This window comes from Clavibacter californiensis (assembly GCF_021952865.1).
Taxonomy (GTDB): Bacteria; Actinomycetota; Actinomycetes; order Actinomycetales; family Microbacteriaceae; genus Clavibacter; species Clavibacter californiensis.
Genome location: NZ_CP040792.1, coordinates 2,646,354 through 2,671,779 on the forward strand (window position 1 = coordinate 2,646,354; position 25,426 = coordinate 2,671,779).

At 73.4% G+C, this 25,426-nt stretch carries 24 protein-coding genes and 1 pseudogene; 11 read left to right on the top strand and 14 right to left on the bottom strand.

Annotated features, from left to right (window positions below):
• Positions 1-23: 23 nt before the first annotated feature.
• The 4 genes from FGD68_RS12760 to FGD68_RS12775 all read left to right on the top strand — a co-directional run bounded on the left by FGD68_RS12760 (position 24) and on the right by FGD68_RS12775 (position 3,018).
• A complete protein-coding gene (locus tag FGD68_RS12760; protein ID WP_119373133.1) occupies positions 24-821 on the top strand; it encodes an SDR family NAD(P)-dependent oxidoreductase in 798 nt (265 codons plus the stop codon).
• Positions 821-1,030: a hypervirulence associated TUDOR domain-containing protein gene (locus FGD68_RS12765; RefSeq protein WP_119373132.1), complete on the top strand. Its 210-nt coding sequence runs from the start codon at positions 821-823 to the stop codon at positions 1,028-1,030. Before FGD68_RS12760 ends, FGD68_RS12765 begins: the two co-directional genes overlap by 1 nt.
• Positions 1,031-1,111: 81 nt before the next feature.
• On the top strand, positions 1,112-2,359 hold the full coding sequence (locus FGD68_RS12770) for a sensor histidine kinase (RefSeq protein ID WP_237609523.1): 1,248 nt from the start codon (positions 1,112-1,114) through the stop codon (positions 2,357-2,359).
• Entirely contained in the window at positions 2,356-3,018 is a 663-nt protein-coding gene (locus FGD68_RS12775) for a response regulator (RefSeq protein WP_012038753.1), read from the top strand. The genes FGD68_RS12770 and FGD68_RS12775 overlap by 4 nt, the downstream gene beginning before the upstream one ends.
• A 54-nt stretch (positions 3,019-3,072) precedes the next feature.
• Here FGD68_RS12775 and FGD68_RS12780 read toward each other — a convergent pair whose 3' ends face one another.
• From FGD68_RS12780 to FGD68_RS12805, 6 genes and pseudogenes are all read right to left on the bottom strand, one after another.
• Complete coding sequence (locus FGD68_RS12780; RefSeq protein ID WP_237609524.1) at positions 3,073-3,825, bottom strand: D-alanyl-D-alanine carboxypeptidase; 753 nt, start codon at positions 3,823-3,825, stop codon at positions 3,073-3,075.
• Between the two features lie 85 nt (positions 3,826-3,910).
• Positions 3,911-4,459 (bottom strand): annotated as a pseudogene (locus FGD68_RS15560) (D-alanyl-D-alanine carboxypeptidase); the annotation flags it as partial.
• 124 nt (positions 4,460-4,583) lie between these two features.
• Entirely contained in the window at positions 4,584-5,216 is a 633-nt protein-coding gene (locus FGD68_RS12790) for a recombinase family protein (protein ID WP_119373378.1), read from the bottom strand.
• 101 nt (positions 5,217-5,317) lie between these two features.
• Entirely contained in the window at positions 5,318-5,596 is a 279-nt protein-coding gene (locus tag FGD68_RS12795) for a DUF3072 domain-containing protein (RefSeq protein WP_012038756.1), read from the bottom strand.
• 101 nt (positions 5,597-5,697) lie between these two features.
• A complete protein-coding gene (locus FGD68_RS12800) occupies positions 5,698-6,903 on the bottom strand; it encodes a PrsW family intramembrane metalloprotease (protein ID WP_119373379.1) in 1,206 nt (401 codons plus the stop codon).
• 143 nt (positions 6,904-7,046) lie between these two features.
• Entirely contained in the window at positions 7,047-8,471 is a 1,425-nt protein-coding gene (locus FGD68_RS12805; protein ID WP_237609525.1) for an FAD-binding oxidoreductase, read from the bottom strand.
• Between the two features lie 57 nt (positions 8,472-8,528).
• On the opposite strand from FGD68_RS12805, the gene FGD68_RS12810 reads away from it, so the two are divergent.
• Positions 8,529-9,464, top strand: coding sequence for a DNA-3-methyladenine glycosylase family protein (locus FGD68_RS12810; RefSeq protein ID WP_237609526.1), 936 nt, complete (start codon positions 8,529-8,531; stop codon positions 9,462-9,464).
• Between the two features lie 3 nt (positions 9,465-9,467).
• Here FGD68_RS12810 and ku read toward each other — a convergent pair whose 3' ends face one another.
• Positions 9,468-10,535: a non-homologous end joining protein Ku gene (gene ku / locus FGD68_RS12815; protein ID WP_119373624.1), complete on the bottom strand. Its 1,068-nt coding sequence runs from the start codon at positions 10,533-10,535 to the stop codon at positions 9,468-9,470.
• Between the two features lie 36 nt (positions 10,536-10,571).
• On the opposite strand from ku, the gene FGD68_RS12820 reads away from it, so the two are divergent.
• The 4 genes from FGD68_RS12820 (at position 10,572) to FGD68_RS12835 (ending at position 15,208) form a co-directional block, all read left to right on the top strand.
• A complete protein-coding gene (locus tag FGD68_RS12820) occupies positions 10,572-13,100 on the top strand; it encodes an ATP-dependent DNA ligase (RefSeq protein ID WP_237609527.1) in 2,529 nt (842 codons plus the stop codon).
• An 88-nt stretch (positions 13,101-13,188) separates the two neighbouring features.
• Complete coding sequence (locus FGD68_RS12825) at positions 13,189-14,067, top strand: fumarylacetoacetate hydrolase family protein (protein WP_119373682.1); 879 nt, start codon at positions 13,189-13,191, stop codon at positions 14,065-14,067.
• A 42-nt stretch (positions 14,068-14,109) separates the two neighbouring features.
• Positions 14,110-14,247: a hypothetical protein gene (locus tag FGD68_RS12830; RefSeq protein ID WP_182480978.1), complete on the top strand. Its 138-nt coding sequence runs from the start codon at positions 14,110-14,112 to the stop codon at positions 14,245-14,247.
• 43 nt (positions 14,248-14,290) lie between these two features.
• Positions 14,291-15,208: an apolipoprotein A1/A4/E family protein gene (locus tag FGD68_RS12835; protein WP_237609528.1), complete on the top strand. Its 918-nt coding sequence runs from the start codon at positions 14,291-14,293 to the stop codon at positions 15,206-15,208.
• A 78-nt stretch (positions 15,209-15,286) separates the two neighbouring features.
• Here the strand turns inward: FGD68_RS12835 and FGD68_RS12840 are convergent, their stop codons facing one another.
• Positions 15,287-16,804: an aspartate ammonia-lyase gene (locus FGD68_RS12840; protein WP_119372807.1), complete on the bottom strand. Its 1,518-nt coding sequence runs from the start codon at positions 16,802-16,804 to the stop codon at positions 15,287-15,289.
• A 105-nt stretch (positions 16,805-16,909) separates the two neighbouring features.
• On the opposite strand from FGD68_RS12840, the gene FGD68_RS12845 reads away from it, so the two are divergent.
• Positions 16,910-17,761 (top strand): DUF429 domain-containing protein, encoded by an 852-nt coding sequence (locus FGD68_RS12845; protein ID WP_119372806.1) that lies wholly within the window; start codon positions 16,910-16,912, stop codon positions 17,759-17,761.
• A 21-nt stretch (positions 17,762-17,782) separates the two neighbouring features.
• Here the strand turns inward: FGD68_RS12845 and FGD68_RS12850 are convergent, their stop codons facing one another.
• Entirely contained in the window at positions 17,783-18,529 is a 747-nt protein-coding gene (locus FGD68_RS12850; protein WP_119372805.1) for a polyprenol monophosphomannose synthase, read from the bottom strand.
• Positions 18,530-18,718: 189 nt separating this feature from the next.
• Here FGD68_RS12850 and FGD68_RS12855 point away from each other — a divergent pair, with 189 nt between their 5' ends.
• Complete coding sequence (locus FGD68_RS12855) at positions 18,719-19,240, top strand: GtrA family protein (protein WP_119372804.1); 522 nt, start codon at positions 18,719-18,721, stop codon at positions 19,238-19,240.
• Positions 19,241-19,256: 16 nt separating this feature from the next.
• Here the strand turns inward: FGD68_RS12855 and FGD68_RS12860 are convergent, their stop codons facing one another.
• The 5 genes from FGD68_RS12860 to FGD68_RS12880 form a co-directional block, all read right to left on the bottom strand.
• On the bottom strand, positions 19,257-20,534 hold the full coding sequence (locus FGD68_RS12860; RefSeq protein WP_119372808.1) for an Nramp family divalent metal transporter: 1,278 nt from the start codon (positions 20,532-20,534) through the stop codon (positions 19,257-19,259).
• A gap of 96 nt (positions 20,535-20,630) precedes the next feature.
• Complete coding sequence (locus tag FGD68_RS12865) at positions 20,631-22,106, bottom strand: NCS2 family permease (protein WP_119372803.1); 1,476 nt, start codon at positions 22,104-22,106, stop codon at positions 20,631-20,633.
• A 120-nt stretch (positions 22,107-22,226) separates the two neighbouring features.
• Positions 22,227-22,478 (bottom strand): hypothetical protein, encoded by a 252-nt coding sequence (locus tag FGD68_RS12870; protein WP_104236250.1) that lies wholly within the window; start codon positions 22,476-22,478, stop codon positions 22,227-22,229.
• Positions 22,475-23,656, bottom strand: a complete 1,182-nt coding sequence (locus FGD68_RS12875) for an inorganic phosphate transporter (RefSeq protein WP_119372802.1) — start codon at positions 23,654-23,656, stop codon at positions 22,475-22,477. The genes FGD68_RS12870 and FGD68_RS12875 overlap by 4 nt, the downstream gene beginning before the upstream one ends.
• 118 nt (positions 23,657-23,774) lie before the next feature.
• Complete coding sequence (locus tag FGD68_RS12880) at positions 23,775-25,409, bottom strand: carboxylesterase/lipase family protein (protein WP_237609529.1); 1,635 nt, start codon at positions 25,407-25,409, stop codon at positions 23,775-23,777.
• Between the last annotated feature and the right edge of the window lie 17 nt (positions 25,410-25,426).

The window sequence follows — 25,426 nt, forward strand, 5'->3', positions numbered from 1 at the left end:
CGCGGGGCAGTGAGGAGACCGAGATGGACCTCGGGATCACAGGCAGGACCGCGCTCATCACGGGCGCCGACTCGGGGATCGGGTGGGAGACCGCCCGCATCCTCCTCAGCGAGGGCGCGACCGTCGTCCTCAGCGACCAGGACCAGGGATCGCTCGACGAGGCCGCCGCGAAGCTCGACGGCGGCGACCGCGTGCACGCGTTCGCGGCCGACGTGACGAGCGTCGAGTCGCTCGCCGCGCTGCACGACAAGGTGCAGGAGGCGGTCGGCGACATCGACATCCTCGTGCAGTCCGCGGGCATCACAGGGGCGCAGGGCCTCTTCCACGAGATCGACGACGAGGGCTGGACGAACACCATCGAGGTCGACCTCATGGGACCCGTCCGGCTCGTGAAGCGGTTCCTCCCGTCGCTCCGGAAGGGCGGCTGGGGGCGGATCGTCTTCCTCGCCTCCGAGGACGCCGTGCAGCCGTACGACGACGAGCTCCCCTACTGCGCCGCCAAGGCCGGGATCCTCGCGCTGTCGAAGGGCCTGTCGCGCAGCTACGCGAAGGAGGGCCTGCTCGTGAACGCGGTCTCGCCCGCCTTCATCCACACGCCCATGACCGACGCGATGATGGAGAAGCGCGCCGACCAGCTGGGCACCTCGACGGACGACGCGATCGAGTCGTTCCTCGACGAGGAGCGCCCGTACATGGAGCTCAAGCGCCGCGGCGAGCCCGCCGAGGTCGCCAACGTGGTCGCGTTCCTCTGCTCCGACCTCGCGTCGTTCGTGAACGGGTCCAACTACCGCGTCGACTCCGGATCGGTGGCGACGATCTGATGGCCGGCCTCTCGAAGGGCGACCACGTCACCTGGAACACGCCGCAGGGCGAGACCCACGGCAAGGTCGTCGAGGAGAAGACGAAGGACTTCCAGCACGACGGGCAGCACTTCACCGCGTCGAGCGACGAGCCCGCGTACATCGTGGAGAGCGACAAGTCCGGCAAGACCGCGGCCCACAAGGGATCCGCGCTGACGAAGAAGAAGTAGGCACGCGCTCCCCCGCGGGTACCGGCGACCGGTACCCGCGGGGGGCGACCCGCCCGCGGGGCCGCGCCTAGGCTGTGGCCGATGGACACCGGGACCGCCGCCGTGACGCGCTCGACGTCGACGCGGGCGCCCCGGCACCGCGACGGCATCGAGATGTCCGTGGACGCGGTCGTCGGACTCGTGCTCGCGGGCCTCGCCCTGAGGCCGCCGGTGGACGTGCAGGAGGCGGGATTCCCCGTCGCCGCGCTCGTGCTCCTGGCCGTCGCCGTCCGCTCGGCGTTCCCGGGGGCGGCGCTCGCGCTGGCCTGGGTGATGGCGCTCGCGCAGTGGCAGCTGGGCGAGCGTCCCGGCTTCGCGGACCTCGCCCTCCTCCTCGTCCTGTACTCGACCGCCCGGCGTGGATCCCGGGTGACGGCCGTGCTCGGCCTCGCCTCCGCGCTCGTCGGCGGCGCCATGGCCACGGTGTACCTGCTGCAGACGGGCGCGCGCTACTCGCTCCTCATCAGCCCCGGCGGCATCGGCGCCATGATCTTCGTCGCGGCGCCGGTCCTGATGCTGCTCCTCGCGTGGCTGACCGGCCTCGTGGTGCGCGTGATCCGCTCCCGCACCGCCGAGTCGCGCCTCCGCGTGCAGGCGGAGGACACCGCGGTGAAGGCCGTCGACCTCGCGCAGGCCGAGACGCTGCGGGCGAGCATGGCGCGCGACGTGCACGACATCGTCGGGCACTCGCTCGCGGTGATCATCGCGCAGGCCGACTCCGTGCAGTTCCTCGACGACGAGGAGCGGATCCGCGGGGTCTCCGCCACCATCGCCGAAACCGCCCGCCGCTCGCTCGCCGAGGTGCGCGAGGTGCTGAGCGGCACCAGCACGGCCGACGCCGACGACGGGCCCGAGGACCTCGACGCGGTCGTCGCCCAGGTGCGGGCCGCGGGCGTCGACCTCGCGCACGAGGTGCGCGGCGTGCGCCGGCCCGTGGATCCCGCGCGCCAGGTGGTCATCCGCCGCGTCGCGCAGGAGATGACGACCAACGCGATGCGGCACGGGGAGCCGGGTGGACGGATCCAGCTGCGCGAGACCTGGCGCGCGTCCGACGTCGTCCTCGAGGTGGAGAACCCCGTCGCCCGCCGCGGCGCCGTCCCCGACCGCAGCGGCCCGCTCGGCCTCGAGTCGCTGCGCGTCGGCACCGGCGTCGAGGGCATGCGCGCCCGGCTCGCCGCGGTCGGCGGCGACCTCGAGGCAGAGCCCGTCGACGACCTCTTCACCGCCCGCGCCCGCATCCCCCTGCCGGCCGCGCATCCCATCCCCACCGTGCCGGGAGGCCGCCCGTGATCCGCATCGTGCTCGTCGACGACCAGGAGCTGTTCCGCGGCGGCGTGCGCGTCGCCCTCGACGCCCAGCCCGACCTCGAGGTCGTCGGCGAGGCCGGCGACGGGCGGCAGGGGCTCGCCGTGATCGACGAGGTGCGGCCCGACGTCGTGCTGCTCGACATGCGCATGCCCGTGATGGACGGCCTCGAGACCGTGCGGGCCCTCTTCGACGGGACGCGGGACGCCCCGCCGCGCGTGATCGTGCTGACGACGTTCGCGCTCGATCGCGCCTCGGCCACGGCGATCCGCGGCGGCGCAAGCGGCTTCCTGCTCAAGGACGCGACGCCCGCCTTCCTCGCGGCGGCGATCCGCGCCGTGCACGCGGGCAGCGCCGTCCTCGCGCCGGACGAGCTCACGCAGCTGTTCACCTCGGATGCGACGGCCGCCCCCGCTCCCCCGGCGCCGCCCGCGTTCCGCTCGCTGAGCGCTCGCGAGAAGGACGTGTTCGGGCACGTGGCGCGCGGGCTGTCGAACGCGGAGGTCGCGGCGCTCGAGTTCGTGAGCGAGTCGACCGTGAAGACGCACGTGAGCAGCATCCTCGCCAAGCTCGCGCTCCGGGACCGCGTGCAGCTCGTCGTGTACGCGCACGACCACCGGCTCGTGGAGCGCGCCGGGTCGTAGCCCCGGCCCGCCGCGGGGCGTGCGCCGCGCGGGCGTGCGCCGCGCGGGGCGGGATCAGCCGCCGAGCGCGCCGCCGCAGCGGTGCAGCGCGGTCGCGAGGGCGTCGATCTCGGCGCGGGCGGACTCCGCCCGGACGGACGGATCCACGTCCTCCGCCCAGATCGTGAACGCGACCTCGGTGCCGTCCTCCGCGTCGGCGATGCCGGTGAGGCCGTGCATGCGCTCGAGCGTGCCCGTCTTGCCGCGGATCCGGCCGGCCGCCGCGTCCGCCTCGCCCGTGAAGCGGCCGCCCTCCGCGAGCGTGCCCGTGCGCCCCGCGACCGCGAGACCCGCGTCGACGATGGCGAGGTCGCCGCGGTGCTCCGCGATGCGCACCATCAGCCGCGTGAGGAGCGCGGCGGGGACGCGGTTCGCGTCCGAGAGGCCCGAGCCGTCGACCAGGACCACCCCGTCGGTCGGCAGGTCGAGGTCCGCGAGGGCGGCGGGCGTGCCGCGCTGGATGTCCGCGGCTGCGCTGCCCGCGCCCGTCTCGATCGCGACCAGCCGCGCGAGGGTCTCGGCGAGCGTGTCGTCGGAGTGGGTGAGCATGTAGCCGACGAGGTCGCGGACGGGTGCGGACTCCACAGTGCCGAGCACGGCGGATCCGGGTGCCGCGGTCACGAGCGGGCCGTCGGCCGCCACGTCGTCGCCGAGGAGCGCCGCGAAGGCATCGGCCGCGCGCGCGACGGCCCTCTCGCCGCGGCGCGAGTAGGGCTCGGCCGGGTCGTCGCGGTCGCCGTCGATCATGAGCGCCGTGATGTTCGACATGGATCCCCCCCCGCCGCGCCTCGAGCGGCCACTCCGGCAGCCAGGCGGGCCCGGTGAACAGGCTGCTGTCGACCTGGAGGCGGCGGACGGGGACGCCGGCGAGGTCGGGATCGGCGCGTCGGGCGTCGAGCACCTGGCGCGCGAGGTCGTCGAGGTGCGGGGCGTCGGGGTAGACGCCGTCGGTGCCGGACGGCAGTCGGCTGAGCGTGGGATCGCCGCCGCCGATGAGGACGACCGTGTCGGCGCGCGCGCCCTGGACGACGCGCGTGGTGATGCGGCGGTCGGGGCCGAGCGCCTCGACGGCCGCCGCGGCGGTGAGGACCTTCATGGTGCTGGCGGTCGCGGCCGGCTCGTCGCCGCGCACGTCGAGGACGTCGCGTCCCGCGTCGCCGTCGACCTCCGCGGCCGAGAGATGGAGCGTGCCCGTGGACCAGCCGCCCGTCAGAGCGTCGACCGTGCAGGACGCGGGATCCGCCGAGGTCCCGCCCGCGGGCGACGGGAGGATCCCGGTGGCGAGACCGACGCCGACCACCGCGGTCGCGACGACGGCCGCGAGCACCGCGTCGCGACGACGACGGACGGACCGGGAGCGACCCGGCGGTCGTCGGGCGGGCGCGGGACGGGATCCGGTCATGTCCCCAGGGTAGGAAACGGCCGGGCCGGGCACCTCGGCCGCGGGTGCCGACGCGCTCCGTCGCGGGGACGAGCGGGACGAGCGCGAGCCCGAGCGGCCCGACCTCGCGTGGCCGGCCCCGGCTTCAGCGCTGGATGCCGCCCTGGCGGCCCGACTCGGCCCACGCGAGCGCGCGCGTGACGACGCGCTCGCTCACGTCGAGCACGCGCGCGATCTCCGCGGTGTCGCGCCCCTTCGAGCGCTCCTCGACGGCGATCTGCAGCTTGCGACGCGTGATGCCCTTGGGCAGCGACGGGAGGGCGGGCGCGGTGGGCGTCGCGGGGGCGGCCTCGGGGGTGCCCTCCGGTGCGGATCCCGCGGACCGGTCGGCGGACCGCCTGCGGTGCCGCTCGGCCTCCGTCGTCGTCTCCACCGTCGCGAGCGCGAGCGTGGCCGCGAACAGCCCGCGGCCGGCCGCGGTGCCGGCCTCCAGCCCCTCGCGGATGGCGCGGAACGCGATGCCCCGCGCCTCGAGCCCGTTGAGGATCCGCACCACGTCTGCGACGCCCGGCCCCAGCCGGTCGAGGCTCACGACGAGGAGCTCGTCGTTCTCGCGGAGGTAGTCGAGCGCGTCCTGGAGGCCGGGGCGCGGGGCCCTGCGGCCTCCGGCGACGTCGACGAAGATCCGCTCGCAGCCGGCCGCGTCGAGGGCGTCGACCTGGTCCTGGTACGGCTCCTCGGAGCGCGCGACGCGGACGTACCCGACGAGCGTGGTCATGCGTCCTCCCTCATGCGCTGCCTCCCCCTGCGTGCGCCCCCGCGTCACGCGACGACGGACGGGCGCCCATGCGGCGCCCGTCCGTCCCGTTCATGCGTCGATCAGCTCGCGTCGTCGGACTGCGGCGACGCCGTGTCCTTCTTCTCCTGCAGGCGCTCGATCTGCTCGCTCGCCTCCGCCTTGTTGAGGTCGGCGGGGATCTCCTCGCCGGCCTGCGTGGCGAGCGAGTCGAGGTAGCTGCGCTGCGCGCCCGTCATCGGCTCGTCGCCCGTGACCCACGTGCTCGGGTCCTTCTCGGCGCTCTGCGGCGGCGTGGGGGTGGAGGAGCCGAGCATCTCCTTCTCGTCGCCGCCTGTGGTGTCCTGGTTCGCATCGCTCATGGTGGTGCCTCCTCGTGTGGTGCCTCCGACGCTACTCGCGACCGGCGACACCGGACGGGTGCCGGAGTCGTCCTCGACGCCGGGCGGCTAGCTCCGGATCGTCAGCCGCGGGCGCCGCGCAGGAGCGCATCGCGGTGCTCGGTGACGGCGCGCAGCAGGCGCCGCTCGTCGTCGAGGTGCCCGGCCTCGGATCGGCCGGACGCGGCGGGCCGCTCCGAGAGCATCCGCTGGCGGGCGAACGCGAGCCGCGTGGCGTCGCGCGTGAACAGGCTCATCGCCCGGCCCGCCTCGCCGCCGCGCGTGCGCGCCCACAGCCGGGCCCGACGGCGACCCTGCCAGGTGCTCAGCATCTCGACCTCGGCGGGCGTGAACCAGCCGACGGCCGCGTACTCCCGGAGGCGGCGGCGCGTGAGGTGGATCTCGTAGCGGCGCAGGAGGATCACGACCGTCACGAGGAACGCGAAGATCGGCACCTGCAGCAGCACGTAGAAGGAGAGGAAGTCGCCCGTGATGGTGACGCCCGTGTTCCAGAGGGCGTGCAGCACGATGGCGCCGACCAGCCCGAGCGCGCCGAACCCGAGCGCCGCACCCGGACCGCGGCGGGCGCCGTAGCCGATCGCGATGCCGGTGATCATGGTGAAGGTCACGTGCGCGAACGGCGAGAACAGGCCGCGCAGCACGAAGGTGCCGACGAGCGTGCCCGTGGTGCCCGACACGAGCGGGCCGCCGAAGTAGACGATGTTCTCCGTGAAGGCGAAGCCGGCCGCGATGGTGGCGCCGTAGACGACGCCGTCCACCGGGCCGTCGAAGTGCCGGCGCGCGACCCAGAAGATGAGGAGCAGCCCGATCGCCTTCGCGGACTCCTCGACGACGGGCGCCTGGACGGCGAGCTGCAGGAACTCGGTGTAGCGCGTGGGCACGCCGATCGCGAGGCGCGCGTACTGCGCGACGAGGTCGAACAGCAGCGCGATCGCCACCGACGCGGCCGCGCCCCACAGCAGCGCGAACAGCAGGGCGAGCCGCGGCTCGGGCTCCCAGCGGTCGACCCAGCGGATGGCGAGGAGCACGCCGGCGAGCGGGATCAGGGCGAGGAGCGCGCAGATCGCGACGGCCTGGATCCCGAGGCTGAGCACGAGGTACGCCGCGACCACGAGGCCGACGAGCAGCAGCACCGCGACGCCCACGACGCCGAGCACGGCGGACGCGGTGATGCGCGACGACGCGCGCGGCGCGGGCAGCTCCATGGACGGCGGGGGCGAGGCCGGCGAGGGACGGTGGACGGTCACGGGGATGGACGGGTCGGTCACGACGGCCCTCTCTTCGGCGGATCGGCTCCGCCAGCCTAGCGAGGGGAGGGCCCGCCGTCCGGGTCGGATCGGCGCGTGGACACGCGACCGGATGGCCGCCTGGTCAGGCCGATCTGCCGGGGTTCAGGCCGCCCTGCTGGGGTTCAGGCGGCCTTGCCCGGGTTGAGGATCCCCCGCGGGTCGAACACGCGGCGGATCCCGCCGGCCAGCCCCATGACGTCATCACCCAGCTCGTCGGCGAGCCAGCGCCGCTTCAGGAGGCCCACGCCGTGCTCGCCCGTGAGCGTGCCGCCGAGGTCGACGGCCGCGCGGAAGAGGAGGTCCGCCGCGCGCCAGACGTCGTCGGGGATGCCGGTCGCGTCGCCGTCGGGCGTGTCCGGGTCCTCGGGGATGCAGAAGTTGGGGTGCAGGTTGCCGTCGCCCGCGTGCGCGACCGTCGGGATGGCGAGGCCCGTCTCGCGCTCGATCTCGCGGATCCGCGTGAGCATGTCGGCGAGGCGCGAGCGCGGCACGGCGACGTCCTCGATGAGCACGCGGCCGCGGGCGGCGAGCGCCGGGTGGAAGGCGCGGCGGATCGCGAGGAGGCGCTCGCCCTCGTCGGCGTCGTCGGTCACGTCGGCCGTGCCGCTGCCCGCGACGACGACCTCGACCACGCGCGCGGCCTCCTCGGCGGCGTCGGGGCCGTCGCAGCGCACGAGGAGGTGGGCGGATCCGCGGGTGGAGTGGTCGGTGCCGAGGAACGCGTCGATGGCCTCGAGCGCGCCGGCGTCGAGCAGCTCCATGGCGGCCGGCCGGATCCGCGCGGCCGTGATCGCGGAGGACGCGGCCGCCGCGGTCGCCGAGTCCGGGAAGAACGCGGCGACCGTCGCCGGCGTCGCGGTCGGCAGCGGCCGGAGCCGCACGGTCGCGCGCACGATGACGCCGAGCGTGCCCTCCGAGCCGATCATGAGCGCGGTGAGGTCGTAGCCCGTGACGCCCTTCACGGTGCGGTGTCCGGTGTCGATCACGCGGCCGTCGGCGAGCACGACCGTGAGCGCGAGGACGGCCTCGCGGGTCACGCCGTACTTGGCGCACAGCAGCCCGCCCGCGTTGGTGGCGATGTTGCCGCCGATGGTGGAGATGGCCTTGCTCGCGGGATCCGGCGAGTACCAGAGGCCGAGCGGCGCGAGCCGCGCGTTGAGGTCGTCGTTGAGGACGCCGGGCTCGACGACCGCGAGCTCGTCGGCCTCGCTCACCTCGAGGATCCGGTCCATGCCCCGCACCGACAGCACGACCTCGCCCGCGGTCGCCGTGGCGCCGCCCGCGAGGCCCGTGCCGGCGCCGCGCGTGACGACGGGGGTGCGTGTCGCGTGCGCGATGCGGAGGGTGGCGACGACGTGATCCACCTCGGTGGCGCGCACGACGGCGATCGGATCCGCGGGGCTGCGATAGCCGGACCGGTCGCCGCGCGCGTCGTCGAGGGAGGCGGGGTCGGTCGCGACGATGTCGCCGAGGGCCCGGACGAGCTCCGCGCGGACGGCATCGGGGTCCGCGTCGGCGGAGGGGGCGAGGACCACGTCGTCGATCATGCGATCCACCCTAGGTCGCGCGCCCCCGCGGTCGCGGGCGTCGGGCAGGCTGGGGGCATGGACTACCCCGGCGCCGTCGCGCACGTCGACCGCACGGTGCTCGAGGTGCCCGCGCCCTTCGACGGCGGCGGCGTGATCCGCTTCCTCTCCTGGCACGCGGTCACGGGCGCCGAGGAGGGCGACGCGACGTCGTTCACGCAGTCGGCGCGACTCGCGCACGGCGCGGGGACGGTGACCGTGCGGCTGCTCGAGGCCGAGCCGGGCGATGACGCGGCCACGCGCGTCGAGGTGACCACCCGCGTCGAGCACGCGGCCGACGCCGCGGAGCTCCTCGCCGGCACGCGGCGCCTCCTCGGCCTCGACGTGGACGCCGCCCGCATCGACGCCGACCTCGCCCGCGACCCCGCGCTCGCCGCCGCCGTGCGCGCGACGCCCGGCCTCCGCATCCCCGGCACGCTGGATCCGCGGAGCACGCTCTTCCGCACCATCGTCGGCCAGCAGATCTCCGTCGCCTCCGCCCGCGCCACCCATGGCCGCATGACCGCCGACCTCGGCGAGGACCTGCCCGCATCCGTCGCGCACGGATCCGTCACCCGGCTGCCACCGACCGCCGCCCGCATCGCCCGCGACGGCGCCGAGCTGCTGCGCGGTCCGGCCCGGCGCACGGCCACGCTGATCCGCACCGCCGAGGCCCTCGAGACCGGCGAGCTGGTGATCGAGCACGGCATGCCCCGTATGGAGCTCCGGGCCGCGCTCGTCGCCTTCCACGGCGTCGGACCGTGGACGGCCGACTACGTCGCGATGCGCGCGCTCGGCGAGCCGGACATCCTGCTCTCCGGCGACCTCATCGTCCGCCGCGGGGCAGCCGCGCTCGGGCTCCCCGACGAGGCCCGCGCCCTCGACGCGCGCGCCGCCGCGTGGTCGCCGTGGCGCTCCTACGCGACCCTGCACCTCTGGCGCGTGATGACCGATCGGATGCCGGTCGCGGGCTGACGCCTACGCGCTCTTCCGCTCGGTAGGAGGCTCCTTCTTCGTGGCGGCCTTCTTGGTCATGGCGGCCTTCTTGGTCGTGCTCGACTTCTTCGCCGTGCCCGACTTCTTCGCGGTCGTGGAGCGCGAGGACTTCGACGCCGACTTCGCCGTGCCCTTCGCGGCGGCGCTCTTCCCCTCGCTGCCCGTCTTCGCCGATGCGGCGGACGCCTTCCCCTTCGCGGGCGCCTTCCGCGAAGGAGCGTTGCGCGACGGCGCCTTCTCCGCCCCGGATCCCCCGCCGCGGCTCCGCTCGATGCTCCGCTTCAGCGCGTCCATGAGGTCGAGCACCTCGCCGCCCTCGCCCTCGTCGTCGTCCGCGTCGCCCTCCCCGAACGTCGCGTCGGTGTCGAGCGAGTCACCCTGGGCGAGCTTCGCGTCGATCAGGGTCTTCAGCTGCTCCTGGTACTCGTCGCCGAACTTCGACGGGTCGAAGTCCTCCGCGAACCCCTCCACGAGCTGCGCCGACATCTTCAGCTCCCGCGGCGAGACCTTCGGCGCCGCGTCGAGCGACGGGAAGTCGGCCTCGCGCACCTCGTCGTCCCAGAGGAGGGTCTGCAGCATGAGCACGTCGCCGCGCACGCGGAGCGCCGCGAGCCGGGTGCGCTGGCGGAGGGTGACGTGCACGATCGCCGTGCGGTCGGTCTCCTGCAGCGTCCGGCGGAGGAGCGCGTACGACTTCGGGCTCGACGAGTCGGGCTCCAGGAAGTAGCTGCGGTCGAGCATCACGGGATCGATCTGGTCGCTCGGCACGAACTCGACGACGTCGATCTCGCGGCTCCTCTCCTCCGGGAGGCTCGAGAGGTCCTCCTCGGTGATCACGACCGTGCGGTCGCCGTCGTCGAACGCCTTGTCGATGTGGGCGTAGTCGACGACCTTGCCGCACACCTCGCAGCGGCGCTGGTACCGGATCCGCCCGCCGTCCGCGTCGTGCACCTGGTGCAGCGGCACGTCGTGGTCCTGCGTCGCGCTGTAGACCTTCACGGGCACGTTGACGAGGCCGAAGGTGACGGCGCCCTTCCAGATGGCTCTCATGGATCCAGTGAACACCGGCAGGGCCATGCTGGAGCGATGGCGGGGACGAAGCAGCAGGTCGAGGTCGACGGGCACCGGATCGCGCTCACGAACCTCGACAAGGTGCTGTACCCGGCCACCGGCACGACCAAGGGCGACGTCATCGCGTACTACGCCGCCATCGCGCCGCACATGCTGCCGCACCTCCGCGACCGGCCCGTGACCCGCAAGCGGTGGGTCGACGGCGTCGGCACCGACGAGTCGCCGGGGAAGATGTTCTTCCAGAAGGACCTCGACGCGCACACGCCGGAGTGGGTGCAGCGGCGGGCGATCCAGCACCGCGACCACGCGAACGACTACCCGCTCGTCGGCGACGTCGCGACGCTCACCTGGCTCGGGCAGATCGCGGCGCTCGAGCTGCACGTGCCGCAGTGGCGCTTCGGCCGCACGGGCGACGTGCGCCGCCCCGACCGGCTCGTGCTCGACCTCGACCCTGGCCCGGGCACCGGCCTCCCCGAGTGCGTCGAGGTCGCGAAGGCGGCGCGGGCGATCCTCCGCGACATGGGCCTCGACCCGTACCCGGTGACGAGCGGATCCAAGGGGATCCACCTCTACGCCGCGCTCGACGGCAGCCACGACGCGGATGCGATCTCCGAGGTCGCGCACGAGCTCGCCCGCGCGCTCGAGGCCGACCACCCCGACCTCGTCGTCAGCGACATGAGGAAGGCGCTGCGCGAGGGCAAGGTCCTCGTCGACTGGAGCCAGAACAACCCCGCGAAGACCACGGTCGCGCCGTACTCGCTGCGCGGGCGCTCCCGGCCGATGGTCGCCGTGCCGCGCACCTGGCGCGAGCTCGCGTCGCCGACGCTCCGGCACCTGGAGCTGGACGAGGTCGTCGCGCGGATGCGGAAGCGTCGGGATCCGCTCGCCCCCGTCGAGGAGGGCCACCGCGAGAGCCTCGAGCCGACGCGCGAGCGGCTCGCGGGCTTCGCGCGGAAGGAGCCCGACGCCGACGCGCCCGCCGACGACCGCCTCGCGACCTACCGGTCCAAGCGCGACGCCGCCAAGACGAGCGAGCCCGTGCCGGCGGAGTCGCCCGCGCCCTCGGAGGGCCGCTCCTTCGTGATCCAGGAGCACCACGCCCGCGCGCTGCACTGGGACTTCCGGCTGGAGCACGACGGCGTCCTCGTGAGCTGGGCCCTCCCCAAGGGCGTGCCCACCGAGCACGGCACGAACCACCTGGCGGTGCAGACCGAGGACCACCCTCTGGAGTACGGATCCTTCGAGGGCACGATCCCCGCGGGCGAGTACGGCGGCGGCGAGGTCACCATCTGGGACGCGGGCACCTTCGAGCTGGAGAAGTGGCGCGACGGCGAGGAGGTCATCGCGACGCTGCACGGCACGGGCGACGGCACCGGCATCGACGGGCCCCGGCGGTACGCGCTCATCCACACGGGCGGGCACGGCAAGGCCGACGCGAACTGGCTGATCCACCTGATGGAGCCGGCGGACGCGCCGGCGAAGGCGCACGCGAAGGCGCACGCGAGGCCGGCACGGCCCGCGGCGCTCGCGAAGGCCGGCGGACGCACGCGCGTCGGCGCGCGGCGGAAGGGCGGATCCGCGTCCGCTCCCGCACCCATGCTCGCCACGGCCGCGACCGGTGCCGGCCTCGACCCCGCCGAGGAGTGGGCGGTCGAGATGAAGTGGGACGGCTACCGCGCCATCGCCGTCGTCGCCGACGGCCGGGCGACCATCACGAGCCGCAACGGCGTCGACCTCACGCCCGCCTTCCCCGAGCTCGCTGAGCTGCCCGACTCCCTCGACGTCGACGCCGCCGTGCTCGACGGCGAGATCGTCGTGCTGGGCGCGGGCGGCCGCCCCGACTTCGGCCTCCTGCAGACCCGCCTCGGCCTCACGGGCGAGAAGGAGATCGCGCGCGCCCGGAAGGCCGCGCCCGTGCACCTCATGCTCTTCGACGCGCTCGCGATCGGCGACCGCGTGCTCGTGGAGGAGCCCTACCGGGATCGCCGTGCCGCGCTCCTCGACGCGGTCCGGTCGCCGGGCCGCCGGCGGATCCAGGTCCCGCCCGCCTTCGACGGCGACCTCGACGGGGCGCTCGCCACCAGCCGGGAGCTCGGACTCGAGGGCGTCGTCGCCAAGCGCGTCGACGCGCCCTACGAGTCGGGCCGCCGGTCGAGCGCATGGATCAAGATCAAGCACCATCGGACGCAGGAGGTCGTGGTCGGCGGGTGGCGGCCCGGATCCGGCGGCCGCGCATCCGGCGTCGGCTCGCTGCTGGTCGGCGTCCCCGGCCCCGACGGCCTCGCGTACGCGGGCCGCGTCGGCACGGGCTTCACCGAGCGCGACCTCGCCGAGGCGCTCCGCCGCTTCCACCCGCTCGCCCGCAAGACCAGCCCATTCGCCGACGTGCCCGCCGCCGACGCCCGCGACGCGCACTGGATCACGCCCCGCCTCGTCGGCGAGGTCGAGTTCGCCGAGTGGACCTCGACGGGCCGCCTCCGCCAGGCGTCGTGGCGCGGCTGGCGGCACGACAAGTCGCCCGACGAGGTCGTCCGCGAGGACTGACCGGCGCGCGCGCAGGTGCGGCGGACCTTCCCATGCACGTTATGACCGCAACCTCGCCCGTCCACGCGCGCCCGATACGCTCGGGGTCATGAAGTTCGCCCACCTGCTCGCCGACGACGGCGTGACCCCCCGACTGGCCGCGATCGTCTCCGAGGGCGAGGCGCTCTTCCTCGACGAGGTGCTCGACGACTCCCCGCGCGACCTCCAGGACCTCATCGAGCGCGGCGACGACGAGATGGCCCGCGTGCGCGCGACCGTCGAGCGCGCCGTCGCGAGCCGCACCAGCACCACGCCGGTGGACGGCCTCACGCATGCCTCCGCGATCCTCCGCCCGCCGGCCGTCTACGCCGTGGGCCTCAACTACTCCGCGCACGCCGAGGAGCTCAACATCACGAGCGCATCCGCCCCCACGGTCTTCGCGCTCTGGCCCAACTCGCTCTCGGGCCACGAGGGCACCACGAGCTGGCCGCGCTCGCTCAGCGAGGAGGTCGACTACGAGGTGGAGCTCGGCGTCATCATCGGGAGGGCCGCGCGCGACGTGTCGGAGGCGGACGCCCTCGACCACGTCTTCGGCTACACGGTCGTCAACGACATCACGGCCCGCAACCTCCAGTTCTCGGAGCAGCAGTGGAGCCGCTGCAAGAGCTTCGACGGCTTCTCCCCCACGGGTCCCGTCGTCGTCACGCGCGACGAGGTGCCGGATCCGCAGGACCTCCGCATCACCACGGTGCTCGACGGCGAGACGGTGCAGGACGGCCGCACGAGCGGCATGGTCCGCACGGTCGCGCGCCTCGTCTCGTACCTCTCGACCTCCTCCACGCTGCTGCCCGGCACGCTCATCTCCACGGGCACGACGAGCGGCGCCGGGTACTCGCGCGACCCGCAGATCTTCCTCAAGGACGGCAGCACCGTCACGGTGTCCGTCGAGGGCATCGGCTCGCTCACGACGCACACGCGCATCCTCTGAGTCGCGAGCCGCGCGTTCCGGGGCGCGCGTAGGGTCGATCGCATGACCGACCCGCAGCAGGACCCGATCCACGACCACTCCATCCCGGAGGACGCCGACATCTCGGCACCCGACGCCGTGGATCCCGAGACGGACGAGCTGCACGACACCACCGGCCGTCGAGGCGAGAAGGACGCGTAGCGCCTCCCGGCCGACGCACGTGCGCCGCGTCTAGGCTCGACGCATGATCAACCGTCTCCTCTTCCTCGCCGGCATCGGCACCGGATACGTCCTCGGCGCGCGCGCCGGGCGCAAGCGCTACGAGGGGATCGCGCGCACCTCGCGCGCCGTCTGGTCGAGCGAGCCCGTCCAGCGCGGCGTCCGCCAGGCGCAGACCGTGCTCGACGAGAAGGGCCCCGTCGTCGTCGAGCGCACTGTCGAGACCGCCCGCGAGGTCGCGGACTTCGTCGGCCACGCGGTCCAGGGCGCCGCTGTCGCCGTCGGCCGCACCGCGCACACCGTGGGCGAGCGCATCGGCACCACCACGCAGGACGTCGCCGGTCGCGTCGGCAGCACCACGCAGGACATCGCGGGCCGGGTCGGCGACACCGCCAAGGACCTGGGCACCCGCACGGCCGACCAGACCAAGCACGTCGTCGACCGCGTCGGCCAGCAGGCCGCCGAGGTCGGGCACCGCGTCGCGGAGACGGCCGAGGACGTGCGTGACCGCGTCGTCGAGACCGCCGAGGACGCGCGCACGCGCGTCCAGGCCACGGCCGAGGACCTCCGCGAGCGCGGCGAGGAGGCCGGCCGCCGCGCCGTCTTCACCGCGGCCGAGGCGCGCGACGAGGCCCTCGCGTCGTTCGACGACGAGGACGAGACCGGTCCCGTGGCGATCCCCCAGGACGGTCACGCCGACGCGGCACCCGCCGCCGAGCCCGCACCCGCTCCCGCTCCCGCACCCGCACCCGCGAAGCCCAAGGCGGCCGCGAAGAAGGCGACCCCGAAGCCGAAGACGACGCCGGAGCCGGCCGACGCCCCGCACGTGCCGACGCCGGGTGACATCGCCGGATCCGTGCACCGCGAGGAGCCCGCTCACGCCGCGCCCGCCGACGACGCGACCGGCACCACCCCGGCCCGCACCTCCGGCGACGACGCCTGATCCCGAGCACGCCACCCCGCACGTGACAGCGCGCCGCAGCCGTCGGGCCGCGGCGCGCTGTCGTCGTCAGGGGGCGGGTCAGTCGGCCTGGCCGCCCTCCTCGGCGGCGTGCGCCGCGAGCATCTCTGGCGTGATCACCGACATGGCCGCCGTCACGGGCTCGAGCCCCGAGAGCCGGTCGGGCGCGAGGATCTTCTCCACCTGCGTCCGCGTCATGAGCCCCGCCTCGACCACGAGGTCCGGGATCGACGCGCTCGTCATGAGCGCCGTCTTCGCGAGGCTGGACGACGCGGCGTAGCCGATGTACGGCGTGAGCGCCGTGACGACACCGACCGACGACTCCACCTGCGCCGCGAGCCGCTCGGTGTTGGCGGTGATCCCGTCGATGCAGTTCACGCGCAGCGTCTTCGCCGCGTTCCGCAGCCAGCTCAGCGACTGCAGCAGCGAGTGCGCGATGACGGGCTCGAACGCGTTGAGCTGCAGCTGCCCGCCCTCGGCCGCCATGGTGACCGTCACGTCGGCGCCCGCGATGGAGAACGCGACCTGGTTGACGACCTCGGGGATCACCGGGTTCACCTTGCCCGGCATGATGCTGGAGCCCGCCTGGCGCGGCGGCAGGTTGATCTCGCCGAGCCCCGCCTGCGGCCCCGACGACAGCAGCCGCAGGTCGTTGCAGATCTTCGACAGCTTGATGGCGCCGCGCTTGAGCGTCGACGACAGCGTCATGAACACGCCCGCGTCGCTCGTCGCCTCGATGAGGTCGCTCGCGGTCACGAGCGTGTAGCCCGTGATGGCGCTGAGGTGCCCGCGCACGGCGGCCGCGTAGTTCGGGTCCGCCGTGATGCCCGTGCCGATCGCCGTCGCCCCGAGGTTGATCTCCGACAGCAGCGGCACGAGCTCGCCGAGCCGCGCGTGGTCCTCGCCGAGCGTGGTCGCGAAGCCGTGGAACTCCTGGCCGAGCGTCATGGGCACGGCGTCCTGCAGCTGCGTGCGCCCGACCTTGAGCACCTGCGAGAACTGCGCGCCCTTCGCGAGGAACGACCGGCGCAGCAGGTCGAGCTCGTCGAGCGTCTGCAGCAGCGAGTGGATGAGGGCGACCTTGAGCGCGGTCGGATACGTGTCGTTCGTCGACTGGCTGCGGTTCACGTCGTCGAGCGGGTGCATGTGCCGGTAGTCGCCGAGCGCGTGGCCGGCCCGCTCGAGGGCGCGGTTCGCGATGACCTCGTTGGTGTTCATGTTGGTGCTCGTGCCGGCGCCGCCCTGGATCACGCCGACCACGAACTGGTCGTGCAGGTGCCCGGCGATGATCTCGGTGCAGACCTCGTCGATCTGCTTCGCCTTCCGCGCGTCGAGCACGCCGATCTGCACGTTGGCGCGGGCGGCGGCCTGCTTCACCTGCGCGAGCGCGACGACGAACTCCGGGTACACGCTCAACGGCCTCAGGCTGATGGGGAAGTTCTCGAGCGCGCGCGCCGTGTGGATCCCCCAGTACGCGTCGGCGGGGACGTCCATGCTCCCCAGGCTGTCGCTCTCGGTCCGGACGGGGTGGCCGTCCGGGGTCGGGACGCGGTCGTCGTTCGGGCTGACAGGGGTCATGTGGAGGCTCCATCGTCTCGTCGCTCGTGGCATGAGGATCCCCCGACCCTACTAGCGGGGTCGCGCCGCGCCGAGGCCGCCCGGGCCCGCGGATAGGCTCGTCGGATGCGCCGCTTCCTCGGGATCGACCTCGCCTGGGCGGAGGGCACCGCGACCCGTCCGGCCCGCGAGACCGGGCTCGCGTGCATCGACTCGGCGGGCCGCGTGCTCGACCTCGCGACGGCCCGCGGGATCGACGAGGTGGCCGACTGGATCGCGCGCTGGGACGGCCCCGGAGCGGTCGCCGCGGTCGACGGGCCGCTCGTCGTCGCCAACGCGACGGGCAGCCGACTCGCCGAGAAGGAGGTCGCGTCCCGCTACGGCCGCCTCGGGATCGCCGCCTACCCGTCGAACACGGGACGCCCTGCGCAGGGCGCGGTCGCGCTGCGTCGGCGACTGGAGGACGCGGGCTGGGTGTACGACGACGGGTCGGGTGCCGCGCCCGACGCCGACGCCCGCACGATGATCGAGTGCTATCCCTACACGACGCTGGTCGGCGCGCCCGAGCTCGGGTTCGACTCCATGAAGCCGCGCTACAAGCGCCTCGCCCCGCTGCTCGCGACGGCCGAGCGCCGGCCCCATCGCGCGGCCGAGTTCCGCGTGGTGCTCGACGCGGTCGCGGGGCTCGCGCACGCGGATCCGCCGCTCGACGTGTCGACGCACCCGCGCGCGGCCGCGCTCGTCGCTGACGGCCCGGCGATCGTGGAGCGGCAGCACAAGCACCTCGAGGACCTGCTCGACGGCCTGATCTGCGCATGGACCGCCGCGTACTGGGCGCGCCACGGACGCACGCGGTCGCAGGTGCTCGGGGCGACGGATCCCGTGGTCGACGCGTCCGGGCGGCGCGGCACGATCATCGCGCCGGCCCGGCCGCACCAGCGCGCCCCCGGCGATCCGCTGCACGCACCCGAGGCGTGACCGCGGAGGCGACGCGACGGGTCAGCCCCGGCGGAGCCCGAAGCGGAGCTGCAGCACGAGCAGCAGGTTCTTCACGAGCGTGTCGCTCGGGATCTTGGACTCGCCCTCTGTGCGGTCCATGAACACGATCGCCACCTCGGTGGGTCGCTTGGCGAGCTTCAGCGCGCGCTGCTTCATCTCGATCTGGAAGCCGTAGCCCGTCGTCGTGATGGTGGACGGCGTGATCCGCCGCAGCAGCTCCGTCTCGTAGAGGTTGAAGCCGCCGGTGTAGTCGGTGATCCGCGAGCCGAGGAACAGGCGCGTGTAGAGGTTGCCGCCGACGCTGAGGAACCGGCGCTTGAGGTTCCAGTCGGGGGTCGCGCCGCCGCGGATGTAGCGCGAGGCGACCACGAGGTCGGCGCCGCCGCGCACCCGGCGCAGCATCTCCGTGATGTACGAGGGGTCGTGCGAGAGGTCGGCGTCCATCTGCAGGATGTGGGTGGGCGGCTCCTCGGTCCCCAGCAGCTTCTCGAAGGCCCAGATGTACGCCGCCCCGAGGCCGGCCTTCTCCGCGCGCGTCTCGACGCGCACCCGGAAGGACTCCGTCTCGACGCTCGGCGCGATCGAGCGGGCGAGGTCCGCGGTGCCGTCGGGCGAGGAGTCGTCGACGATCATGGCCGTGATCCGGAAGTCGGCGTTCTCCGCCGCCATGGCCGCGAGCCGGGGCAGCAGCTCCCCGACGTTGCGCGCCTCCTCGTAGGTGGGGATCACGATCGTGAGACTGCTCAAGCTGGTGGTTCCGTCTCCGAATCGGGGGATGACCCGGATCCGGGCCTCGTCGAGTCTAGCCAGCGCACGCGGATCCGACCGCGCGGGACGGCCGTCGCCCGTTATCTCCTTGTTACACTTCGGGAGGCCCGGCGCCCTGACGCCGTGCGCACCCGCCGAACCGTCCGGCGACCGCCCGGGAGGATCAGCGTGACCAGACTCCTCGCCGACCGCCGCGTCCGGTTCCTCATCGCGGGGCTCCTCAACACGGCCCTCGACTTCGTGCTGCTCAACGCGCTGATCCTCGCGGCCCACATGCCCGTGCTCGCCGCGAACCTGATCTCGGTCACGGTCGGCATCACGATCTCGTACTTCCTCAACCACTTCTTCGTGTTCCGCCACGGCGAGGCGGTGACGATCGGCCGGTTCCTCAAGTTCTTCGCGGTCACGGGCTTCAGCTCGCTGCTGCTGCAGAGCGGCGTCATCTGGCTCTTCGAGCGCGGCTTCGACACGACGTTCGGCAGGTCGCTCCTGATGTTCGGCACGAGCGCGGAGCAGGAGTTCCTCGAGATCAACATCGCGAAGGCGACCGCGGTGCTCATCGGCCTCGTGTGGAACTTCACGCTGTACCGGCTCGTGGTGTTCCGGACGCCGACGCCCGCCGCGGAGGCCGGCGCCGAGGCCGCGACCGACGGCTCCCCCGCCGTCCGCCAGGCCGCGTCCGCCGACTGAGCGCGCGCGCCGCCGGCTACAGCAGCTTCCCGACCTCCGTCACGAGCTGCTGCACGCCGAGCACCACGAACAGCAGCGCCGAGAGGCCCATGACCGTGTTGCTGAGCGGCCGGTTCCTCCACGCGCGCGGGGTGCGGTCGGTGTTGAGGAGCACGAGCAGCGTGATCGCGAGGAACGGCATGAAGAGGGCACCGAGCACGCCGTACGCGATGATCAGGCCGATCGGCTGGTCGAGGAACAGCAGCGCCATGGGCGGCACGGTCAGCCAGAGGATGAACGCCCGGTAGTAGCTGCCGCCGAGGCGACGGCGCGGGTCCTCGACGTCGAGGCCGCGGACGGTGCCGAGGAAGTCGGCGAACATGAGCGAGACGCCGTTCCAGACGCCGAGGATCGACGAGAACGACGTCGCGAAGAAGCCGAGCAGGAAGAACCAGGTCATGAAGGCGCCGTAGCGCTCCCCCAGCACGTCGGCGAGCTGCACGAGCCCGCCCTCGCCGTCAGCCAGGGCGATGTCGGCCGAGTACAGGAGCTCCGCGCCGACGACGAGCATCGAGAGCACGAAGATCCCGCTCATCACGTAGGCGACGGAGTTGTCGATGCGCATGACCGTCATCCAGCGGGGCGCGACCCAGCCCTTCTCGCGCAGCCAGTAGCCGTAGGCGGCGAGCGTGATGGTGCCGCCTACGCCGCCCGCGATGCTCAGCGCGACGACGAGGCCGCCCTCGGGGATCGTCGGGACGAGGCCCGTGAGGAGCGCGGGCAGGTTCGGCACGGTGACGATCGCGGCGCCCACGACGGTCACGAACATGAGGCCGACGAACACCGCGATGATCTTCTCGAACGCGGAGTAGCGCCCGAACCAGACCACGACGGCGCCCACGAGGCCGCACGCGATGGCGAACACCTTGAGGTCCACGCCCGGGAAGAGGGCCGCGAGCGGGAGCGCCGAGGAGCTCATCGCGGCCGCGCCGTAGACGAGGCCCCAGATGAGGATGTACGGACCGAAGTACCACGTGGTCCAGCGGCCGACGGTGCGCCAGCCCTCGAAGATGGTCCTCCCCGTCGAGAGCGAGTACCGGCCGGCGCCCTCCACCAGGAAGATCTTGATGATCACGCCGAGGACCGCGGCCCAGAGCAGCGCGTAGCCGAATCGGGATCCGGCCACGAGCGTCGCCACGAGGTCGCCCGCGCCGATGCCCGTGGCGGCCACCACGAGGCCGGGGCCGACGATGCGCCAGCGCTTGGCTGACTCCTGGGGTTCGCGGACGTCGCCGCGGCTGTCGAGGTCGGTCATGAGCGGGCTCCCGTGCGTCATCGGATGGGGGTCCCGTCCCACCTTACGCAGGGCTGGGCGCCGCGCGGCCGCCAGCGGTCGCGCGACGTGCGCGGATCAGACGCCCAGCAGCTGCTCGATGGGCCCGCGCGCGAAGAAGACCAGGAAGCCCGCGGAGACGACCCACAGCAGCGGCGAGACCTCGCGGATGCGACCCGAGAACGAGCGCACGAGCACCCAGGAGAGGAAGCCGACGCCGATGCCGTTGGCGATCGAGTACGTGAGCGGCATGACGAGCACCGTGAGGAACACGGGCAGCGCGACCGAGAAGTCGGTCCAGACGATGTCCTTGATCTGCGACGCCATGAGCGTGCCGACGATCACCAGCGCGGCGGCCGCGACCTCGAGCGGCACGACCTGCGTGAGCGGCGTGAAGAACATGGCCAGGAGGAACAGCACGCCCGTGACCATCGACGCGAGGCCCGTGCGGGCACCCTCGCCGATGCCGGAGGCCGACTCGATGAAGACCGTGTTCGACGAGCTCGACGTGGCGCCGCCGGCGACCGCGCCGAAGCCCTCGACGACGAGCGCGCCCTTGAGGCGGGGGAAGTCGCCGCGCTCGTCGGAGAGGTCGGCCGCCTTGGCGAGGCCCGTCATGGTGCCCATTGCGTCGAAGAAGTTCGTGAAGACGAGCGTGAAGACGAGCATCAGGCTCGAGATGATCCCGATGCGGCCGAACGCGCCGAAGTCGAAGGCGCCGACGAGGCCGAGGTCCGGCAGCGCGACCGGGGTGCCGGGCAGCACGGGCGCATTGAGGTTCCAGCCGGTGGTGCCCGAGGTGAACGACGGGCCGATGTGGAAGACCTGCTCCACGACGATGGCGATGAGGGTGGTCGCGACGATGCCGATGAGGAGCGCGCCCGGCACGCGGCGGGCCATGAGCACGCCCATGATCACGAGGCCGAGGATGAAGACGACGGTCGGCAGCGACGCGATGGACCCGTCGATCCCGAGCGCGAGCGGCGACGCGGGCACGCCCGTGCCGCGCACGAAGCCGGAGTCGACGAAGCCGATGAACGCGATGAAGAGGCCGATGCCCACCGTGATGGCGGTCTTGAGCTCGCGCGGGACGGCCCGGAAGATCAGGGTGCGGAGGCCCGTGGTGGCGAGCAGCACGATGACGAGGCCGTTGATGACCACGAGGCCCATCGCCTCCGGCCAGGTGACCTCGCCGACCACGCTGACCGCGAGGAAGGAGTTGATGCCGAGGCCCGCGGCGAACGCGAACGGGAGGCGCGCGACGAGGCCGAACAGGATCGTCATGACGCCCGCGGTGAGGGCCGTCGCGGCGCCCACCTGCGAGGCGCGCAGCCAGTTGCCCTCGACGTCGAGCGTGGCCGCGTCCGCGCTGAAGCCGCCGAGGATCAGCGGGTTGAGCACGACGATGTACGCCATCGTCACGAAGGTGAGGACGCCGCCGCGGATCTCGCGCGCGTAGGTGGATCCGCGCTTCGTGATCTCGAAGAACCGGTCGAGCGCGCCGCGCCCGTCCGTGCTCTCGGGGGCGGGGGACGACGTGCGCGCTTCGGTCATGGGCTTCTTCCGCGAGGGGTGGGGCGACGGGAGGGAGAGGAGCCGACGACCTTGTCGGGACGGGGTCGAGCCTAGGGGCGGGCGCGCGCCGGGCACCAGCCGCGGATCCGCAGGCCGCGGTCAGGAGTGCAGGGCGGGGACGATGAGGTAGACGCCGTACAGCACGGCGACGCCGCTGAGGGCGAAGCAGACGTAGCCGCCCACGGTCGCGGCCTGCGGGCGGATCCCCGTGACCGAGACCTTGTCGCCCTCGTCGTCGTACTCGGTGCCCACGGCCAGCAGGCGCACCCCGAGGGAGAAGAGGCAGACCACCGCTACGGCGCCCACGAGGGCCGCCACGGCGACGACGAGGAACGCGCTCCAGTCGATCATGCGGCCTCCCTGGCCTTCCGAGCGGCCTTGGTGGCCTTCCGTCCCCGCACGGCGAACCCGGCGGCGTCCACCTCGACGATGGCGTTGCGGGCGTCGACCGCGTTCCGGCGCGAGCGCCAGAAGATCCAGACGATGACGGCCACGCCGACGACCGCGTCGATGACGAAGCCGACCGTGCCGGTGCTCGCCACGAGCGCCGCGATCGCGCCGACGATGGCGGCCGACGGCAGCGTGAGCAGCCAGCCGAGCGCGATCTTGCCCACCGTGTTCCAGCGCACGGACGCGCCGCGGCGACCGAGGCCCGAGCCGATGACGGATCCGGACGCGACCTGCGTGGTCGAGAGCGCGAAGCCGAGGTGGCTGGACGCGAGGATGGTGGCCGCGGTCGACGCCTCGGCGCTGAAGCCCTGCGCGGGCTTGACCTCGGTGAGGCCGGATCCCATCGTGCGGATGATGCGCCAGCCGCCCATGTAGGTGCCGAGCGCGATGGCGACGGCGCAGACCGCGATGACCCAGAACTCGGGGCCGGAGCCGGCCGCCTGGAAGCCGCCCGCGATGAGCGTGAGGGTGATGATGCCCATGGTCTTCTGCGCGTCGTTGGTTCCGTGCGCGAGGGCCACGAGCGACGACGTGAAGATCTGGCCGTAGCGGAAGCCGCCGCGCTCGTTCGGGCCGCTCGAGCGGCGCGTGATGGAGTAGGCGAGCTTGGTGGTCGCGTACGCGATGAGGCCGGCGATCGCGGGGGCGAGCAGCGCCGGGAGGATCACCTTCGACAGCACGACGCCGAAGTCGACCGAGCCGAGGCCCGCGCCCACGACGGCCGCGCCGATGAGGCCGCCGAACAGCGCGTGGCTGGAGCTCGACGGGAGGCCGCGGAGCCAGGTGACGAGGTTCCAGACGATGGCGCCCATGAGGCCCGCGAAGATCATGGTCGGCGTGATCTGCACGCCGCCGTCGCCCTCGCGGATGATGCCGCCGGAGACGGTCTTCGCGACCTCTGTGCTGAGGAACGCGCCCACGAGGTTGAGGACCGCGGCGATCGCGACGGCGACCCGCGGCTTCAGCGCACCCGTCGCGATGGGGGTGGCCATCGCGTTCGCCGTGTCGTGGAAGCCGTTGGTGAAGTCGAAGAACAGGGCCAGGGCTATGACCAGGACGACGATGAGGGTGAGATCCACTATCGGATCCCTCGAGCGGATGTCACAGTCGTCGATCCTAACGGCCTGCATACGCTGGGCTCGAACGGGCGTCCGGCGGATGGAGATCCGGTGAACATCCTGCGCCGGACGCCGGGCGTCAGATGTGCGGCACGAAGTCGCGCCACGCGACGCGGCGCTCGGCGTGCGGGTCGTGCTCGATGCGGTCGACCACGTCGAAGACGAGGGTCGCGCGCTCGCCCGACGCGCCTGCGTCGGCCGCACCGGTGCCCGGGGCCTCGTCGGCGACGCCCACGTAGGGCGGCCAGGACTCGTCGACGGTGCCGTCCTGCGCGAAGCGGAGCCACGCGATGCGCATCCGCTCCCCCGCCGCGACGAACGCGCGCCGGCCGCCGAGGAGGGTCATGCCGCGGCCGAGCATCGAGTCCATGCGGTCGAACAGCGCGAACAGCTCGAGGCCGTGCGTGGCGTCGAGGCCCATGAGGTGCACGAGGCGCGGCGCGATGTCGAAGCGGTAGAAGTGCACGGGCGCGTAGCGGGCATGGCGCTCGGCGACCTTGATGGACGGGAACCAGAAGGCGTAGTCGCCGCCGAAGTCGAGCGCGGCCCGGCGCTTGGGCAGGCCGGGGTAGAGCGCGGCGAGCTCCTCGCGGTGGGCCTCGTCGGTCTTCGCGAACACCGCGTCGATGCGCGGCGGCGTGGTGGCGAGGATGTCGAGGCGGCCGGTGAACAGGGATCCCTCGCGCTCGTTGGTGCCGATGATGAGCGGCACCCGGGCCGCGCGGCCGTGCTTGAACGCGTCGAGCGGGCGCTCCGGCAGCACGTCGCCGTCGATGACGGGGCTGAACGTGATGGTGCCCGGCTCCTCGTCGGGCGTCCGCACCATCAGCTCGTTCGCCGCGGCGGCGAGGGTGGACGCGCTCGCGGCCGTGAGCAGCCGGACCGCCTCGGCGTCGTCGGGGGCGCGGCCCGCCCGACCGGCGAGGAGGCCCACGAACTCGGCCGCCCATCGCGCGGTCTGCTCGGCCGGGTAGACGGCGTTCGTCGGCGAGCTCTGCGCGATGGCGCGGGCGAACAGCCCGTGCGCCGACGGCACCGCCATGAGGGTCGTGACGGCGTTGCCGCCGGCGGACTCGCCGAAGACCGTGACGTTGTCGGGATCCCCGCCGAACGCGCGGATGTTGTCGCGCACCCACTGGAGCGCCTGCACCTGGTCGCGCAAGCCCAGGTTCGACTCGATGGGGCGCTCCGGCGTCGAGTACCGGCTGAAGTCGAGGTAGCCGAGCGCCCCGAGGCGGTAGTTGAAGCTCACGTAGACTATGCCGCCCTGACGGACGAGGCCCTCGCCCTGCACGGGGTTCTCGCGCGAGGAACCGACGACGTACGCGCCGCCGTGGATGAAGACCATGACGGGCCGCAGCTGCGACTCACGGTTCACGCGCGCGGCGTCGGGGCTGAGGCCGGAGGGCGCGATGACGTTGACGGTGAGGCAGTCCTCCCCCATCGGCGTGCCCTGCGGCGCGCCCATGAAGGCTCCCGCGCTGACCTGCGGCGCGACCTTGCCGAAGTGCTGCGCGAACCGCGCGCCCTCCCAGCCGACGACGGGCTGCGGCGCCCGGAAGCGGAGGTCGCCGCGGGGCGGTGCGGCGAAGGGGATGCCGCGCCACGCCTCGATCCCCCGCTCGCGCACGCCGCGGACGGTGCCGCCGGTGACCCGCACGTCGAGCTCCGACGGGTCGTACGCCGGGGTGGGCACGTCGGCGTCTGGGGTCACCCGATCGAGTTTACGGT

What these genes read in the sequence shown, in the direction of transcription:
- FGD68_RS12760 (WP_119373133.1), top strand. Translation starts at nt 24, where the DNA reads ATGGACCTCGGGATCACAGGCAGGACCGCGCTCATCACGGGCGCCGAC.
- FGD68_RS12765 (WP_119373132.1), top strand. Translation starts at nt 821, where the DNA reads ATGGCCGGCCTCTCGAAGGGCGACCACGTCACCTGGAACACGCCGCAG.
- FGD68_RS12770 (WP_237609523.1), top strand. Translation starts at nt 1,112, where the DNA reads ATGGACACCGGGACCGCCGCCGTGACGCGCTCGACGTCGACGCGGGCG.
- FGD68_RS12780 (WP_237609524.1), bottom strand. Translation starts at nt 3,825, where the DNA reads ATGTCGAACATCACGGCGCTCATGATCGACGGCGACCGCGACGACCCG.
- FGD68_RS12790 (WP_119373378.1), bottom strand. Translation starts at nt 5,216, where the DNA reads ATGACCACGCTCGTCGGGTACGTCCGCGTCGCGCGCTCCGAGGAGCCG.
- FGD68_RS12795 (WP_012038756.1), bottom strand. Translation starts at nt 5,596, where the DNA reads ATGAGCGATGCGAACCAGGACACCACAGGCGGCGACGAGAAGGAGATG.
- FGD68_RS12805 (WP_237609525.1), bottom strand. Translation starts at nt 8,471, where the DNA reads ATGATCGACGACGTGGTCCTCGCCCCCTCCGCCGACGCGGACCCCGAT.
- FGD68_RS12810 (WP_237609526.1), top strand. Translation starts at nt 8,529, where the DNA reads ATGGACTACCCCGGCGCCGTCGCGCACGTCGACCGCACGGTGCTCGAG.
- ku (WP_119373624.1), bottom strand. Translation starts at nt 10,535, where the DNA reads ATGAGAGCCATCTGGAAGGGCGCCGTCACCTTCGGCCTCGTCAACGTG.
- FGD68_RS12820 (WP_237609527.1), top strand. Translation starts at nt 10,572, where the DNA reads ATGGCGGGGACGAAGCAGCAGGTCGAGGTCGACGGGCACCGGATCGCG.
- FGD68_RS12825 (WP_119373682.1), top strand. Translation starts at nt 13,189, where the DNA reads ATGAAGTTCGCCCACCTGCTCGCCGACGACGGCGTGACCCCCCGACTG.
- FGD68_RS12830 (WP_182480978.1), top strand. Translation starts at nt 14,110, where the DNA reads ATGACCGACCCGCAGCAGGACCCGATCCACGACCACTCCATCCCGGAG.
- FGD68_RS12835 (WP_237609528.1), top strand. Translation starts at nt 14,291, where the DNA reads ATGATCAACCGTCTCCTCTTCCTCGCCGGCATCGGCACCGGATACGTC.
- FGD68_RS12840 (WP_119372807.1), bottom strand. Translation starts at nt 16,804, where the DNA reads ATGACCCCTGTCAGCCCGAACGACGACCGCGTCCCGACCCCGGACGGC.
- FGD68_RS12845 (WP_119372806.1), top strand. Translation starts at nt 16,910, where the DNA reads ATGCGCCGCTTCCTCGGGATCGACCTCGCCTGGGCGGAGGGCACCGCG.
- FGD68_RS12860 (WP_119372808.1), bottom strand. Translation starts at nt 20,534, where the DNA reads ATGACCGACCTCGACAGCCGCGGCGACGTCCGCGAACCCCAGGAGTCA.
- FGD68_RS12865 (WP_119372803.1), bottom strand. Translation starts at nt 22,106, where the DNA reads ATGACCGAAGCGCGCACGTCGTCCCCCGCCCCCGAGAGCACGGACGGG.
- FGD68_RS12870 (WP_104236250.1), bottom strand. Translation starts at nt 22,478, where the DNA reads ATGATCGACTGGAGCGCGTTCCTCGTCGTCGCCGTGGCGGCCCTCGTG.